General features: G+C 70.5%; 17 protein-coding genes and 1 riboswitch. Of the genes, 4 read left to right on the plus strand and 13 right to left on the minus strand.

The genetic code is table 11. The features are described from left to right. Positions 1-5: 5 nt before the first annotated feature. The 9 genes from RM779_RS03295 to RM779_RS03340 all read right to left on the minus strand — a co-directional run bounded on the left by RM779_RS03295 (position 6) and on the right by RM779_RS03340 (position 5,160). A complete protein-coding gene (locus tag RM779_RS03295; protein WP_311616486.1) occupies positions 6-1,007 on the minus strand; it encodes a dipeptidase in 1,002 nt (333 codons plus the stop codon). 57 nt (positions 1,008-1,064) lie between these two features. Then, positions 1,065-1,910: a phosphotransferase family protein gene (locus RM779_RS03300; protein WP_311615584.1), complete on the minus strand. Its 846-nt coding sequence runs from the start codon at positions 1,908-1,910 to the stop codon at positions 1,065-1,067. A 411-nt stretch (positions 1,911-2,321) separates the two neighbouring features. After that, on the minus strand, positions 2,322-2,564 hold the full coding sequence (locus RM779_RS03310) for a hypothetical protein (protein ID WP_311615586.1): 243 nt from the start codon (positions 2,562-2,564) through the stop codon (positions 2,322-2,324). A 34-nt stretch (positions 2,565-2,598) separates the two neighbouring features. Beyond that, positions 2,599-3,084 carry a glycine-rich domain-containing protein gene (locus RM779_RS03315; RefSeq protein ID WP_311615588.1) on the minus strand — a complete coding sequence of 162 codons (486 nt, stop codon included), beginning with the start codon at positions 3,082-3,084 and terminating at the stop codon, positions 2,599-2,601. A gap of 30 nt (positions 3,085-3,114) precedes the next feature. Next, positions 3,115-3,948, minus strand: coding sequence for a helix-turn-helix domain-containing protein (locus RM779_RS03320; protein ID WP_311615590.1), 834 nt, complete (start codon positions 3,946-3,948; stop codon positions 3,115-3,117). Next, complete coding sequence (locus tag RM779_RS03325; RefSeq protein WP_311615592.1) at positions 3,938-4,462, minus strand: DUF6879 family protein; 525 nt, start codon at positions 4,460-4,462, stop codon at positions 3,938-3,940. The genes RM779_RS03320 and RM779_RS03325 overlap by 11 nt, the downstream gene beginning before the upstream one ends. Beyond that, complete coding sequence (locus tag RM779_RS03330; RefSeq protein ID WP_311615594.1) at positions 4,446-4,655, minus strand: hypothetical protein; 210 nt, start codon at positions 4,653-4,655, stop codon at positions 4,446-4,448. Before RM779_RS03330 ends, RM779_RS03325 begins: the two co-directional genes overlap by 17 nt. Before the next feature lie 146 nt (positions 4,656-4,801). Continuing rightward, the gene (locus tag RM779_RS03335; RefSeq protein WP_311615596.1) at positions 4,802-5,014 is read right to left on the minus strand and encodes a hypothetical protein; all 213 of its coding nucleotides are present in this window, start codon (positions 5,012-5,014) and stop codon (positions 4,802-4,804) included. A gap of 8 nt (positions 5,015-5,022) precedes the next feature. After that, positions 5,023-5,160: a hypothetical protein gene (locus RM779_RS03340; RefSeq protein ID WP_311615598.1), complete on the minus strand. Its 138-nt coding sequence runs from the start codon at positions 5,158-5,160 to the stop codon at positions 5,023-5,025. Between the two features lie 236 nt (positions 5,161-5,396). On the opposite strand from RM779_RS03340, the gene RM779_RS03345 reads away from it, so the two are divergent. Both RM779_RS03345 and RM779_RS03350 read left to right on the plus strand, forming a co-directional pair. Next, positions 5,397-6,677, plus strand: coding sequence for a tetratricopeptide repeat protein (locus RM779_RS03345; RefSeq protein WP_311615600.1), 1,281 nt, complete (start codon positions 5,397-5,399; stop codon positions 6,675-6,677). Between the two features lie 12 nt (positions 6,678-6,689). Further along, on the plus strand, positions 6,690-7,673 hold the full coding sequence (locus RM779_RS03350; RefSeq protein ID WP_311615602.1) for an iron-containing redox enzyme family protein: 984 nt from the start codon (positions 6,690-6,692) through the stop codon (positions 7,671-7,673). On the opposite strand, the gene RM779_RS03355 is transcribed toward RM779_RS03350, so the two are convergent. From RM779_RS03355 to RM779_RS03365, 3 genes are read right to left on the minus strand one after another with little or no spacing between them, the layout of a single operon-like run. Next, the gene (locus RM779_RS03355; protein ID WP_311616488.1) at positions 7,656-7,835 is read right to left on the minus strand and encodes a CDGSH iron-sulfur domain-containing protein; all 180 of its coding nucleotides are present in this window, start codon (positions 7,833-7,835) and stop codon (positions 7,656-7,658) included. The genes RM779_RS03350 and RM779_RS03355 overlap by 18 nt on opposite strands. 31 nt (positions 7,836-7,866) lie before the next feature. Further along, positions 7,867-8,523: a HemK2/MTQ2 family protein methyltransferase gene (locus tag RM779_RS03360; protein ID WP_311615604.1), complete on the minus strand. Its 657-nt coding sequence runs from the start codon at positions 8,521-8,523 to the stop codon at positions 7,867-7,869. Positions 8,524-8,571: 48 nt separating this feature from the next. After that, positions 8,572-9,327 (minus strand): TetR/AcrR family transcriptional regulator, encoded by a 756-nt coding sequence (locus tag RM779_RS03365; protein ID WP_311615607.1) that lies wholly within the window; start codon positions 9,325-9,327, stop codon positions 8,572-8,574. A gap of 97 nt (positions 9,328-9,424) precedes the next feature. On the opposite strand from RM779_RS03365, the gene RM779_RS03370 reads away from it, so the two are divergent. Beyond that, positions 9,425-10,384 carry an ATP-binding cassette domain-containing protein gene (locus RM779_RS03370; RefSeq protein WP_311615609.1) on the plus strand — a complete coding sequence of 320 codons (960 nt, stop codon included), beginning with the start codon at positions 9,425-9,427 and terminating at the stop codon, positions 10,382-10,384. Continuing rightward, complete coding sequence (locus RM779_RS03375; RefSeq protein ID WP_311615611.1) at positions 10,381-11,178, plus strand: ABC transporter permease; 798 nt, start codon at positions 10,381-10,383, stop codon at positions 11,176-11,178. Before RM779_RS03370 ends, RM779_RS03375 begins: the two co-directional genes overlap by 4 nt. Before the next feature lie 124 nt (positions 11,179-11,302). On the opposite strand, the gene RM779_RS03380 is transcribed toward RM779_RS03375, so the two are convergent. Further along, positions 11,303-12,238, minus strand: coding sequence for a M23 family metallopeptidase (locus RM779_RS03380; protein ID WP_311615614.1), 936 nt, complete (start codon positions 12,236-12,238; stop codon positions 11,303-11,305). Positions 12,239-12,241: 3 nt separating this feature from the next. Then, positions 12,242-12,430, minus strand: a riboswitch (cyclic di-AMP (ydaO/yuaA leader). Between the last annotated feature and the right edge of the window lie 285 nt (positions 12,431-12,715).

Below are 12,715 nucleotides of genomic sequence, written 5' to 3' on the forward strand. Positions count from 1 at the left end.
GCGGGCTACCGCCACACCGCCGTGGCGACCCGGCGGAAGTTGCCGCCCAGGATCGCGGTGACGGCGTCCTCGGGGTAGCCCCGGGCGAGGAGCGCGTCCCCGACCGTCAGCAGGTCCTCCGGGGGCATGAAGTCGATCGTGCCCCAGCGCGTGTAGCAGTCGGGGAACAACTCCGGGCTCTGGGCGAGCAAGGCGTTGAAGTCCTCGTGGTCAAACGGGTAGTCGGTCGAAAGACCGACGTGTTCCGGCCCGACGAGGTCGACGGCGTGGTCGATGTGGCACACCAGCGCCTCGACGGAGGCGTCGTTGGGGCCGAGGAAGATTCCGACTCCGGTGATGCCGACGACCCCGCCCGTGGCGGCGCACTCCCTGGCCTGCTCGTCGGTGATGTTGCGGGGGTGGTCCCACAGCGCGCGCATGCAGGAGTGGCTGTAGATCACCGGCTGTTCGGAGACCTCGCACATGTCAAGACCGGTACGGGCGCCGCAGTGGGACCCATCCACCACCATGCCGACCGCGTTCATCTCCCGCACCAGTTCCCGGCCGTAGGCGGTGAGCCCCTCGTCGACCGCGTCCAGGCATCCGCCGCCCGCCGCGTTCCTGTTGTTGTAGCTCGGCAGCATCGTCCGGACGCCCAGCTCGTAGAACTGGCGCACTCGGTCCAACTGCCCGCCGAGCGGCCCGGAGTCCTCCAGGTCGAAGGCCACCGCCACGTCATCCGCGCGCGCGGCGGCTTCGACGTCGCCGATACCCACGGCCGGCCGCAACCGGTCGTCCGCGGCGATCCGCTCCCGCCAGCCCGCGATCAGCCCGACGACATCGTCGGCACTGTGCGGGGCGTAGCCCACGTTCACCGAGACGAAACTGCCTCCGGGCCTGCGGTAACGGGCCAGCTCCCCGACATCCGCGCGTCTCTCCAGCGGGAGGCAGCAGTGCTGTTCCCACAGCAGGGGCGGGCGCGTGGGCGGGCGGCGCGGCGTGGAAGTTTCGTTCGACACGGTATGCATCATGCCCGCCGGAGGCCCGAGGTCCACGTGGTGCGGGATCGGCAGCGGGCGCGTTCGCTACAGCCGGGCCAGCGCCCTGCGAAGAAACTCGTCGCGAGGCGCGGTGTGCGCCGGCGGATCGCATGCGGTGGGCGTGTTCAGTGCCGCAACGGCGTCCCAGTAGGCCACGTCCGTGGCGCGGATGCCGCTGGCTCGTTCCCATCCTTCCAGGACGTACCGCGGGGCGTCCTGGCCGCCCGCGAAAGCCACCTGCTTGCGCAACTCTCCGAGATCCACACCCGGGTCGCCCACGCCGGCGGTCTTCCAGTCGATCAGTGCCCGGCAGGTTGAGCCACTCCACATCATGTTGCCCGGCCACACGTCCCCGTGCACGAAGACCGCCTGACCTGGCGTGGCCACGATGCCCTGGATCAGGGCGTCAGCGCGTGCGAGAAGCGGCGTGGTCGGCATGCGGCCCAGCCGCCGTTCCCGGGCGAAGTCATCGACCGCGATGGGCCGGGGACGCACCGGCAGACGGTCAGTTGGCGCCCGCGGTATCCGATGTACACGGGCGATCGCCGCGCCGGCGGCCCGCAGCCGGTCGGCGGACGCCCGCGCCGGCCAGGCGCTGGACCCCGCGACAGCCGTCTCGACACTGGCCGGCACCCCGCCGGCCCGCCCGTCGAGGTCGACGCCGAGAAGGCGCGGGGCAGGCAGAGCATGCCTTTCCGCCAGCACGAGCGCGTCAACGTTGGTGGCGATCATGTCGCCGTCGATACGACTGGTCGGCGCCCGCAGGACCACCTCGACCAGCCGCCGGGAGGACTCGACACGAAGCAACCACGGCCCATGGCCCGCGTGCAGCGCCCGAACGCCCACAAGCCGAGCATCATCACCCACACACGCCGCCGCCCAGGCCAGCACCGGCCTACTTTTCCCGCACAGCCAGGGACTGTGACAGCACCGCCGGGGAGTGTCAACACCCGCCGCCGCACGAGGAACTCGGCGCACCCGTCGGAAGAAACCAGTGCCTACGCGGATGTCCAACACCGCAGCGCTTCACTTACGGCTGCTCGGTCAGGTGCCGCATTCCGCCGGGACGGGGACATTGGCCGGGTTCCGGTCGGGCACGGTTCGGGGAGCAACACACCACGGCCAGCGACAGGATCAACGTGTCCGGGTTGATCAACCGGTACGCCGTCTCCAACGGCGGCAGATCCACCACCCGGAACTCCGCACGCGCCTCTCGGTACCGCCGGATCTCCTCCGGCCGGGCCGGCCCCCGGCAGCGCGCCGGGGGGCCGGTAGCTGCCGGTGAGCGGCGGCAACGAACGGTCACTCGTCGGCGGATGGGAGGACGAACCCCCGCGTCGGTCCAGAACCCCGTTCCTCCGCGGCGAGCTGGGCAGCCACAACGGCCAGCGCGTCAGCGGTCACGTCCCGGCGCGTGGCCGGGTCGGCCTTGTCGTACACGCGCCATTCCCCCGCCGGATTCTCCGGGTCTTCCGGCGCGACCACACCGGCGACGCCCAACCGCCGCAACACGGCGCCCACGTGCCGGGCCTGCTCAGCATCCACGCTTGCCCCTTTCAGTTGTCCACGATCGGGCCGGCTATTGTCCGCCGCCCGAGCAGTGCGAAGCACAATTACCCGGGTTGATCGGACCACACCCCCCGGGTTTGGGCGTGTGGGAGCAATTAGCCGCGACCGAGAGCAGCCCTGTGTCCGGGCCCGCCCACAACTCACCGTCCACGGTGTGCCCGGCCTGCCCGATGACCGCCACCGTACGCGTGAGCGCCCGCACATCACGCCGCGTGACGTCGGGCCGCTCCGGCCAGTGATGCACGAACCGGCCCAGGTTCTGGCACAACCTCCTGTACAGGTGCGTGTGCAGGATAAGGGCGTGCCAGCCCTCGTCCACGACGCTGGACGGCGTGATCTTGGCGGTGGGAAACCGCGCGGCGGCAACGACGAATTTGAGGGCTTCCATGACGATTCGGTCCGCTGTTGCTTCAGCCATGCCGGGATTGTTGTCGATGACCGTTCCGGCAACACCCCTGAACGCGGCAGGGGTGAGTAATACGCGTACGTCCTGCATGAACATTCCTTCCTGTGGCGGGGCAGAAGATTATGAACGACAGGCGTCGGCCCATTCCGTGAACAGCGCTCTCGCCGCGTCATCGAACCGCGCGTGGCGTTCGTACATGGCGAACACCTCAAGGTGCTCCGCGATGTCCCTGGCGTCCTGAAAGACAATGCGACCGGTGAATGTCTCGACGGTCGCCAGCCGTTGATCGTAAACCGTGAACGTGTTCATCGGGCCACGTCCGACCACAGCGCCCGGGGGGATGACACCAATACGCACATGGGGCAGGCGGGACATCGAGATCAGGTGATCGATCTGCACGGACATTGCCGCACTTGGAACGACAGCCCACCTGACAGCCTGCTCCGTCAGCAGAAAAATGAACTGTTTCGTGTTGTCGTGCAGGACACTCTGGCGCTCCAGCTTCTTTGCGACTGTCTTCGAGGTTTTCACTGGTGAGTGGGCAAGACTTGCCCTGATGTACTCAGGTGTGGCCAGGAGCCCTGTCACCATCGCGGGCAGAAAGTAACGGAGCGTCGTAGCCTCACCTTCCAGACCGGCCAACTCCGCCTGCCGCGTCTCCAGGCCCCTGCGCCAGGACGACCGCTTGTCCTGCCATTCCGTATTGGCCAGGCGAGCAAGGGAGGCAACGTCCGTCTCCACCTGCGAAGATACACCCAAGGCCCTGAGAATCAGCAGCACATCGACGATTCCCGGTGTGATCCTTCCCGTCTCAATGTTGCTCAACTTGGTCTGTGACATGTTGCAGCGCCGAGCGAGCCAGACCTGCGTACGGTCGGCTTGGTTGCGCAACGTTCGAAGTCTTTCGGCCAGGTCAGCCTTCGACTCACCCAGCCGACCGGGGTCAAGCGTCAAGATCTTTCACGTACTCCTCGAAAGGCACCGCATTCTCCAGGGCGACCCGCTTCCACTCCCGATAAGGCTCCGGATCACCTGCGTACACCTCACGATCGATCCGGGTACCGTCCTCCCGGAAACGCAGGTGCACTATCCGTGATTCGTCGAACATCCACCAGTCACGCGTGGAAAGCGGCAAGCCGAAATCTTCCCGCGTGACATCGAGGATTCGGATGTCCTCACCAGCCGCGATGTTGCCGGGGATGCCCCACGCGCATTGGTACCGCTGATAGTCGGTGAGTGGCCGGCGGACGATCCTGACGCGGCCGATTCGCTTGCCCGATTCGATGTGTCCTCGTACCCGTTCATGCCAGCGGGCATTGTGGTCGGCGGGCTTCTCCTCGCCGCGCAGGAAGCGGGCTACGTTCTCCTGCTCCTTGGGCATGGTGTAAGTGGGCTGCGCCTCGAAGCGCCAGGCTTCCCGTTCGAAGGCGTCAAAGAACCGACGCCAGTCCTCACCATCCAAGAGCACGGAACGCCTCCCTCAACACGCGCTCGGGAATCTCCACCAACCCCTCACCAGCGGGCGGAGTGAACACATCGGATACGCTCCCCTGGACGACGAATGAACCGCTCTCGGACCGGTAGACGTTCGGGCAATCGTCGTCGTCACAGTTGGGCCCGCCCACCTTGCCGGTGAGCCGGGTCAGTTCCTCACGCCTCATCGCGCCCCTCCCGGTGCAGGGCCGTTCCCTGCACCACAAGACGGTATGCCGATGGCAGATACCCGGTCCACGGCGCATCGCCAATATGCGCGTTGTCGGGTAGACGATCTTGGTCCTTCCCCGCCGACCGCAAGGGATCGCTCCGGTCATCGGCGTGGCAGTCGGCGTGGGTCGGTGCGGCGGGCGGCCCACAGGGTTGTGGTGCGGGTCAGCGTCATGGTCTCGCCGCCCGTGAAATGGAGGCGTTTCGCGTTGCGCGGCAGGGCCGTCATGTCGCAGATCGTGAAGGTCTGGCCCCCGATCATCAGTTGGTCGCCGCGCCGCACGGAATGCGCGTCGATTTCGACCGCGACCAGCACTCCGTCCCTCACTGGTCCTCCTCGCGGGACAGGTGGGCGTCGATCCGTTTCATCAATTCATCAGCTTCCTCCCACAGTTCCGCCAGCGGCGCCGCCACCTCCGCCGGCTCTGCCCTTTCCGGCTCCTCCGCCCGTGTTCCGCTCACCGGCCACCCACCTCTCCGTCGTCACCACGTGTGCACTCATCACAACCCAGGGGCACCGGCGGGCGGTACGGTGAGGAACGAGGCGGGCGATCAACACATCAATGGCGATGCGAACGGGGTGGCCGATGGGCAGGCGCGAACCGAATGCGGCACTCGCCGTCCTTCTTGCCGAATCCGGCATGGGCGAGGGCCAATTCGCCTGAGCGGTCAACCGGGTCGCCGCGGAGACCGGCCTCGTGCTGCGCTACGACCAGCCGTCCGTGAGTAATTGGCTCTCCGGCACACTCCCCCGGAAGATCGCCCGGCCGTTCGTCGTCGAGGCCCTGAGCCGCCGACTCGGCCGCGCACTCACCCACACCGACCTCGGTTTCCCGCCTCCGGCCGCACACCCGAACGCTCAGGCGGGTATGAGTACCGCCGAGGAGCTGGTGGAGCTGGGGAGGTCGGACATGAATCCGAGCCGCCGAGGCGTGCTCAGTGCGGGGGTCTTCTCGGCGGCCATGGCCGTTCCGGGGTGGTCCGAGGCCGCGGAACGGGCGACGGCCGTCTCGACCGGCCGCGCGTCGCGGGTCGGCATGGCCGAGGTACAAGTCGTGAAGGACATGACCGAGCGGCTGTCGGGGATGTACGACGAGTTCGGCGGCGGCTATGCCAGGCCGCTGTCCGCCGCGTTCATCGCGAACCACCTGGGGGACCACCTCCGGGCCGACGGGCCCGACCACGTGCGGCGGGCCATGGCGAGGGAGGCGGCCTTCCTGTGCTACCTCACCGGCTGGATGGCGGTGGACGAGGGCGATCACGGCATGGCGCAGCGCTGGTACCTGACGGCACTGGAGCTGGCCGCCGAGGCCGGGGACCGCGATGTCCACTGCCACATCCTGCGCGGCATGTCGGTACAGGCGGCCGACCTGGGACACGGGCCCCTGGCCGTGCGGCTCGCCGACGCGGCAGCCGAGGCGGCACCGGGCACCGCGCCGCGGATGCGCGCGTTCTACGCGGGGCAGCAGGCGCATGCCTTCGCCGTCGCGGGTGAACGCACCGGCGCGCTGCGTGCGCTGCGCGAGGCCGAGACCGCCCTCGACCGGGCGGAAAGCGGAACGGCCACGTTCGGCGGGTACGCGCCCTCGACGCTCGCCTACACCACGGCCCAGGTGCGCCACGGTCTCGGGGACACGGCGGGGAGCGTGGCGTCCTTCCGGCTGCACTTCCGGCTCCGCGACGAGGGCGACAGCCGCGGCTCCGCGGTCAGGTTCGGCGCGCTGATGGCGGAACGGCAGCTGGCGGCGGGCCACTTGGACGCGGCCTGCGCCACGTGGCACCGCGTGCTGGACGACTACCCGGGCATCCGTTCCGGCCGGGCGGATGAGCGGGTCGGGGGGATTCGGGGGCTGATCCGGCCGTATCTGGGGAACGGGCGGGCGCGGGGGTTGGACGAGCGGGTTCGTGGGTTGGGGGTGGGTGGGCGGGGTACTCGGGGCGGTGCTGTTGTGTCCCGGGCCGCAGGATCAGGATTGTGAGGGTTCGCCGTGATGACGTTGCCGTCCGCGCGTGGTGAGGTGTCGGCGGCGCTGATCGGGGTGCTGGCTCGGCGGCCGGCGCAGGTGGGGGCGCGGCCGTTCGACGGGGTGGACGCGGGGGCGGCCGACCCGTACGGGGAGGATCTGCACCTGGCGTTGTACCTGTGCTACGAGCTGCACTACCGCGGGATCGGCGGGGTCGACGAGGACTGGGAGTGGGACGCGCGGCTGCTGGGGCTGCGGGCGCTGCTGGAGGAACGGTTCCTCGCCGCGTTGCGGAACGACGTGCCGGCGGCGGGCGACCTGTCGCAGGTACTGGACGAGCTGCTGCTCGAACCGGTGGACGGCACCGGCGTCTCCTACTTCCTGCGGGACCGTGCGGAGCTTGCGCACGTGCGCGAGTACGCGGCGCTGCGTTCGCTGTACCACTTGAAGGAGGGCGACCCGCACGCCTGGGTCATTCCGCGGCTGACCGGCCGGGCGAAGGCCGGGTTCGTCGCCGTCGAGTACGACGAGTACGGCGGCGGGCGGGCCGAGCGCATGCATGTGCGGCTGTACGCCGACCTGATGGCCGATCTGGGCCTGGACGCGGGCTACGGGCGCTACCTGGAGTCCGGAACGGCGGAGCTGCTGGCGACCGTCAACCTCATGTCGCTGCTCGGGCTGCACCGCGCGCTGCGTGGTGCGCTGGTGGGGCATTTCGCGGCGGTGGAGATCACCTCGTCGCCCGGTTCGCGGCGCATCGCGCAGGGCATGAAGCGCCTTGGCGCGGGTCCGGCGGCGGTCGGGTTCTACGCGGAGCACGTGGAGGCGGACGCGGTGCACGAGCAGGTGGTGCGCCGGGAGGTCATCGGCGGGCTGCTGGAGGCGGAGCCGCAGCTCGAACGGGATGTCGCGTTCGGTATCGGCGCCACCGGGTGGCTGGAGGACCGGCTCGGCGACCGGTTGCTGGGGGCGTGGGAGGCTGGGCGTTCCGCGCTACGCACGCCCCTGTGAGCGTTTGCCGCGGCGGCGGTGGCTGGTGTCGCAGAACGGGAAGCGGCGGCTGCGGCGGCAGGTGCACAGGGCGACCACCGGGCGGTCGGAGCGGATGACCGTGCCGTCCTCGGCGACGAACTCCACGGGTCCTTCGATCAGCAGGGGCCCGCCGGGCTCCATGGAGACCCGCCGGGCCTCGGCCGGTCCCTGCTCAGGCGATGCGTTCGGCGCGGACAACGGCCAGCTCCTCCGTGGTGTCGTCGGGCCCGAGCAGGCCCTGGTCGCGCAGCCAGTCGGCGCGCGCGGACATGACCGGGCCGAACGGGACCGGCCGCCGGTCGGTCACCTCGGCGTCGAGGCCGCCGGCGCGCAGCAGGGCGACCGTTCGGTCGGGGTCGCACAGCGCCGAGTGCACGGTCAGCGCGACGCCGCCGGGCCGCAGCAGTGGCGGCAGTTGGGCGCAGATGCGGTCGAGGAGCGCGCGGCCGTCGCGGCCCGCGTCCCAGGCGCGGGCCGGGCCGCGGCGCGGGAGGTAGGCGTGGGGTGAGACGACGTACGGCGGGTTGGCCAGCACCAGGTCGAACGTCTGGCCGTGCACGGGCCCGAACAGGTCGCCGTGGCGAACGCGGACGGGCAGTCCGGCGAGCAGCGCGTTCAGTTTGGTGGTGAGCACCGCGCGGCGCGAGGTGTCGACGGCCGTGACGCTCGCCGCGCCCCTGCGGGCGGCGGCGAGGGCCAGGGCACCGGTGCCGGTGCCGACGTCGAGGACGCGGGCGCCGACGGGGGCGGGTTCACGCAGCAGCGCCTCGCGCAGCAGGGACGTGTCGTCCTGCGGCGCGTACACGCCGGGAGGTCTCAGCAGCCACATCGGCCCCGAGTACCCGCCGGGCCACTTCCGAACCGGCGCCGGTCGGGCTCAGGCGCCGCCGTTCCTGGTTTGGATGAGGCTGTCGATGCCGTCGAGGACGAAGGTGATCCCGTACAGGAAGTCCTCGTCCGCGGTCGCCGCTTCGGCGCTGAAGACGCCGGTGGCCGCGACCCGGGAGACGGTGGGGAAGCGTGCGGGGTCGGCGCGCGCGGTGAGCGTTCTGCCGTAGACCTCCCCCCACTCCTCATAGCTGAAGCCGGTGTGCGGGACGGCGCGGGTCATGGAGAGCTGCCGCTGCACGTCGTGGAGCACGAAGCTGGCGAGGAGCATCAGCATGCCGGCCATGTCCTCGTCGCGCAGGCCGGTGCCGTCGAGGGCGGAGAGGACGGCCTCCATCCAGGTCAGGTTGTTCGGCCCCATGGGCGGGCCGCTGAGCGGGATGTCCGCCATCCAGGGCCGTTCCAGCAGCATCGCGCGGGAGTCGACGGCATAGGCGGTCAGCCGGCCGCGCCAGTCGTCCGGCCAGGCGTCGGTATCCGGCATCCCCGTCGCCATCTCGAACATCAGGTCGAGGAGATCTTCCTTGCCGGGGACGTAGCGGTAGAGGGACATGGTGGTGACGCCGAGCCTTTCGGCGATCTTGCGCATCGAGACGCCGCCGATCCCTTCGGCGTCGGCGATCTCGATGGCCGTGGCGACGATCCGGTCCACGGTCAGCGAGCCGCGCGGCCCGCGGGTGCCGGGCTCCCCGGTGCGCCAGAGCAAGTCGATCGTGCGCTCGATATCACGCGACCCCGTGCCCATCGTTCTCCTTCGGTCGGCGATTGACCGCATCCTAAAACTGTGTATGGTGTACACCCAAGTCTACGACGTACACAGTTTACGGGGGTGGAGAGCGAAGATGGCAGATCACGCGATAGTGGCCGAGAGCCTGCTGAAGCGATACGGGGACAAAAAGGCGCTGAACGGCTTCGACCTGGCCGTGCGCACCGGCACGGTGCACGGGGTGCTCGGGCCGAACGGGGCCGGCAAGACGACGGCCGTGCGGGCGCTGTGCACACTGCTGCGCTTCGACGCGGGCCGCGCCGAGATCTGCGGCGTCGACGTCGCCGGGCAGCCCGCCAGGGTGCGGGAGCGGATCGGGCTGACCGGCCAGTACGCGGCCGTCGACGAGCAGCTCAGCGGCCGGCAGAACCTGGTGATGTTCGGCCGGCTCCTCAAGCTGCGGCCGGCCGCGGCCAAGCGGCGGGCGGACGAGCTGCTGGCGCAGTTCGGCCTCACCGAGGCGGCCGGGCGGAACGCGGGGCAGTACTCGGGCGGCATGCGCCGCCGCCTCGACCTCGCGGCCAGCATGGTGATCGTTCCGCAGGTGCTGTTCCTCGACGAGCCGACCACCGGGCTCGACCCGCGCAGCCGCAACCAGGTGTGGGACGCGGTGCGTTCCCTCGTCGCGGACGGGACGACGGTCCTGCTCACCACCCAGTACCTGGAGGAGGCCGACCAGCTCGCGGGCCGCATCTCGGTGGTGGACACGGGCCGGGTGGTCGCCGAGGGCACGGCGGACGAGCTGAAGGCGAAGATCGGCGGGGACCGGGTGGAGGTCGTCGTCCGGCACGCCGACGAGCTGGCGGCCGTGGCGGACATCGTCGGCCGCGTCTGCCACAGCGTTCCCGAGACCGACCGGGACGTGCGGCGGGTCGGCGCGCAGGTCGCCGACCGGGTCGCGGCACTGACCGGAGTCGTCAGGGCACTGCACGAGGCGGGCATCGCCGTCGAGGACATCGGCACCAGGCGGCCCACGCTGGACGAGGCGTTCCTCCAGCTCACCGGGCACCGGGCGAACGAGGAGGCGACGGCATGAGACGACTGCGCCTCGCGGCGGCCGACGGCTGGATCATGACCCGGCGCAATATGGCGCATCTGGTGCGCACGCCGGAGGAGATGGTCCTCTACTTCTCGCTGCCGATCATGTTCGTCCTCGTCTTCGGCTACGTCTTCGGCAGCGGCATGGCCGTGCCGGGCGGCGGTGACTACCGGGAGTTCCTGCTGCCGGGCGTCTTCGCGATGACGATGCTCTACGGAATGGGCGCCACCGGAACGGCCGTCGCCGTGGACGCGGGCCGCGGCGTGGTGGACCGTTTCCGTTCGATGCCGGTGGCCCGTTCCGCGCTGCTGGTCGGGCGGAGCACCGCCGACCTGATGCGGGCCGCGCTGGAGATGAGCGTGCTGGTGGTCTGCGGCCTGCTCGTCGGCTGGGAATGGCACCGCGGCATCGGCCGGGCGCTGCTCGCGGTGGCGCTGGTGCTCGCGCTGCGCGTCGCCATCACGTGGATCGGGATCTACCTCGGGCTCGTGGTGCCCAACCCGGACACGGTCGGCACGATCGTCTTCCCGCTGGCGTTCCCGCTGACCGCGGTGTCGAACGTGTTCACCTCGCCGGAGCTGATGCCGGGCTGGCTGGGGACGCTCGCCGAGTGGAACCCGCTGTCCGCGACGGTGGCGGCGATCCGTGAGCTGTTCGGCAACCCCGGCCTGCCCGGCACGGGGTCGTGGGCGACGGAGAACGCGATGCTGCTGGCCATCGCGTGGCCCGTGGTGCTGACCGCGGTGTTCGCGCCGCTGGCGATCCGCAGCTACCAGCGGCTGAGCCGCTGACGCGGCGCCGCGACGGCCCGGACGCGACAGGGCCCCGCCGCGGGGGCGGGGCCCTGTCGTCGCCTTCCGGCGCGGATCACCGGCGCGGATCACCGGCGCGGATCACCGGCGCGGATCAGATGGATCAGACGGTGACGCCGTTGGCCCTCAGGTAGGACAGCGGGTCGATGTCCGAGCCGTAGTCCGGGCCGGTGCGCACCTCGAAGTGCAGGTGCGGGCCGGTGCTGTTGCCCGTCGAGCCGGACAGGCCGATCTGGTCGCCGCCCGCGACGGTCTGACCGACGCCGACGCTCAGGGACGACAGGTGGGCGTACTGCGTGTAGTGGCCGTCGTCGTGGCGTATGACGACCTCGTTGCCGTAGGCGCCGCCGGAGCCGGCGGTCACCACCTCGCCGGAGGCCACGGCCTTGATGGGAGTGCCGGTGCCGACCGAGAAGTCGACGCCGGTGTGGTAGCCGGAGGACCAGGACGAGCCGGTGGCGCGGTAGGCGGTGCTCGGCGACGCGTCGACCGGGGCGTGGAAGTCACCGGACGGCTCGGGGGCGGGCTCCGGCTCCGGCGCGGGCTCGGGCTGGGGCTCGGGCTCCGGCGCGGGCTCGGGCTCCGGCGCGGGCTCCGGCTCCTCGGCGGCCTGGGGAGCGGCCTGGGGAGCGGCCTGGGGAGCGGCCTGCGGCGCGGCGCCGCCGGTCGCTTCGAGCGACAGTTCCTGACCGGGCTTGATCAGGTCCGGGTCGTCGCCGATGACGTCCTGGTTGCCGTTGTACAGCGCTTCCCAGCCGCCGTCGACATCCTCGTCGGTGGCGATCCGGAAGAGCGTGTCGCCCTTGGCGACGGTGTAGGTCCCGGCCGGTTCGGCCGCCGGGGCCTGCGCGGATTCCGCGGCCGGAGCGCTCGCGGGAGCGGTTGCCGGAGCGGTTGCCGGAACGCTCGCCGGAGCGGCGTTCGCGGCGCCGGCCGCGACCAGCGGCAGGGCCACGCCCGCGCCACCGGCGGTGAGCATCAGGGAGATGCGGGAAATGCGCCGTACCCGCTGACGGCGGTGACGTCCGCGTGCGGACATAGGTGTGCTCCTCTCCATCGCCTGCGAGGTGAGCTGTCGGGTTCGGGCCGGAGATGCCCGGCCACCGTCGAATACGGTCACGGCGGACCGCGTTCGGCGGTGACTTAACCCCGAGCCGGTGCGCGGAATACACGCTCCGGCGGAAAGTGGTTCCCCCGCTCCTGTCACACGGAAGTGCTGCGTTTCCACCACCGGTGACAGGATTCGGCGTCCGGCGCGGAACGCCGCGGATGCGGCGCGGGGAGCACCGTAAGCCGAAGAATTCGGGCGAGACAAGAAAGTGCGGGCACGCACCCCATGATCGGAAATACCGCCCCCCGCCTCACATGCACATTCCGCGAGCACGCATCAACGGAGAGCAATGGGCGCGTTCCGGACCGTTCACTCAAGTTTCCGACGAGTAAACCGACTTGGCGGAATCGCGGAACGGACCCCATGCGGCGCACCCGCCCCCGGCGGGGCGCCGAGTGAACTCGG

Source organism: Streptomyces johnsoniae, assembly GCF_031845565.1.
GTDB lineage: Bacteria > Actinomycetota > Actinomycetes > Streptomycetales > Streptomycetaceae > Streptomyces > Streptomyces johnsoniae.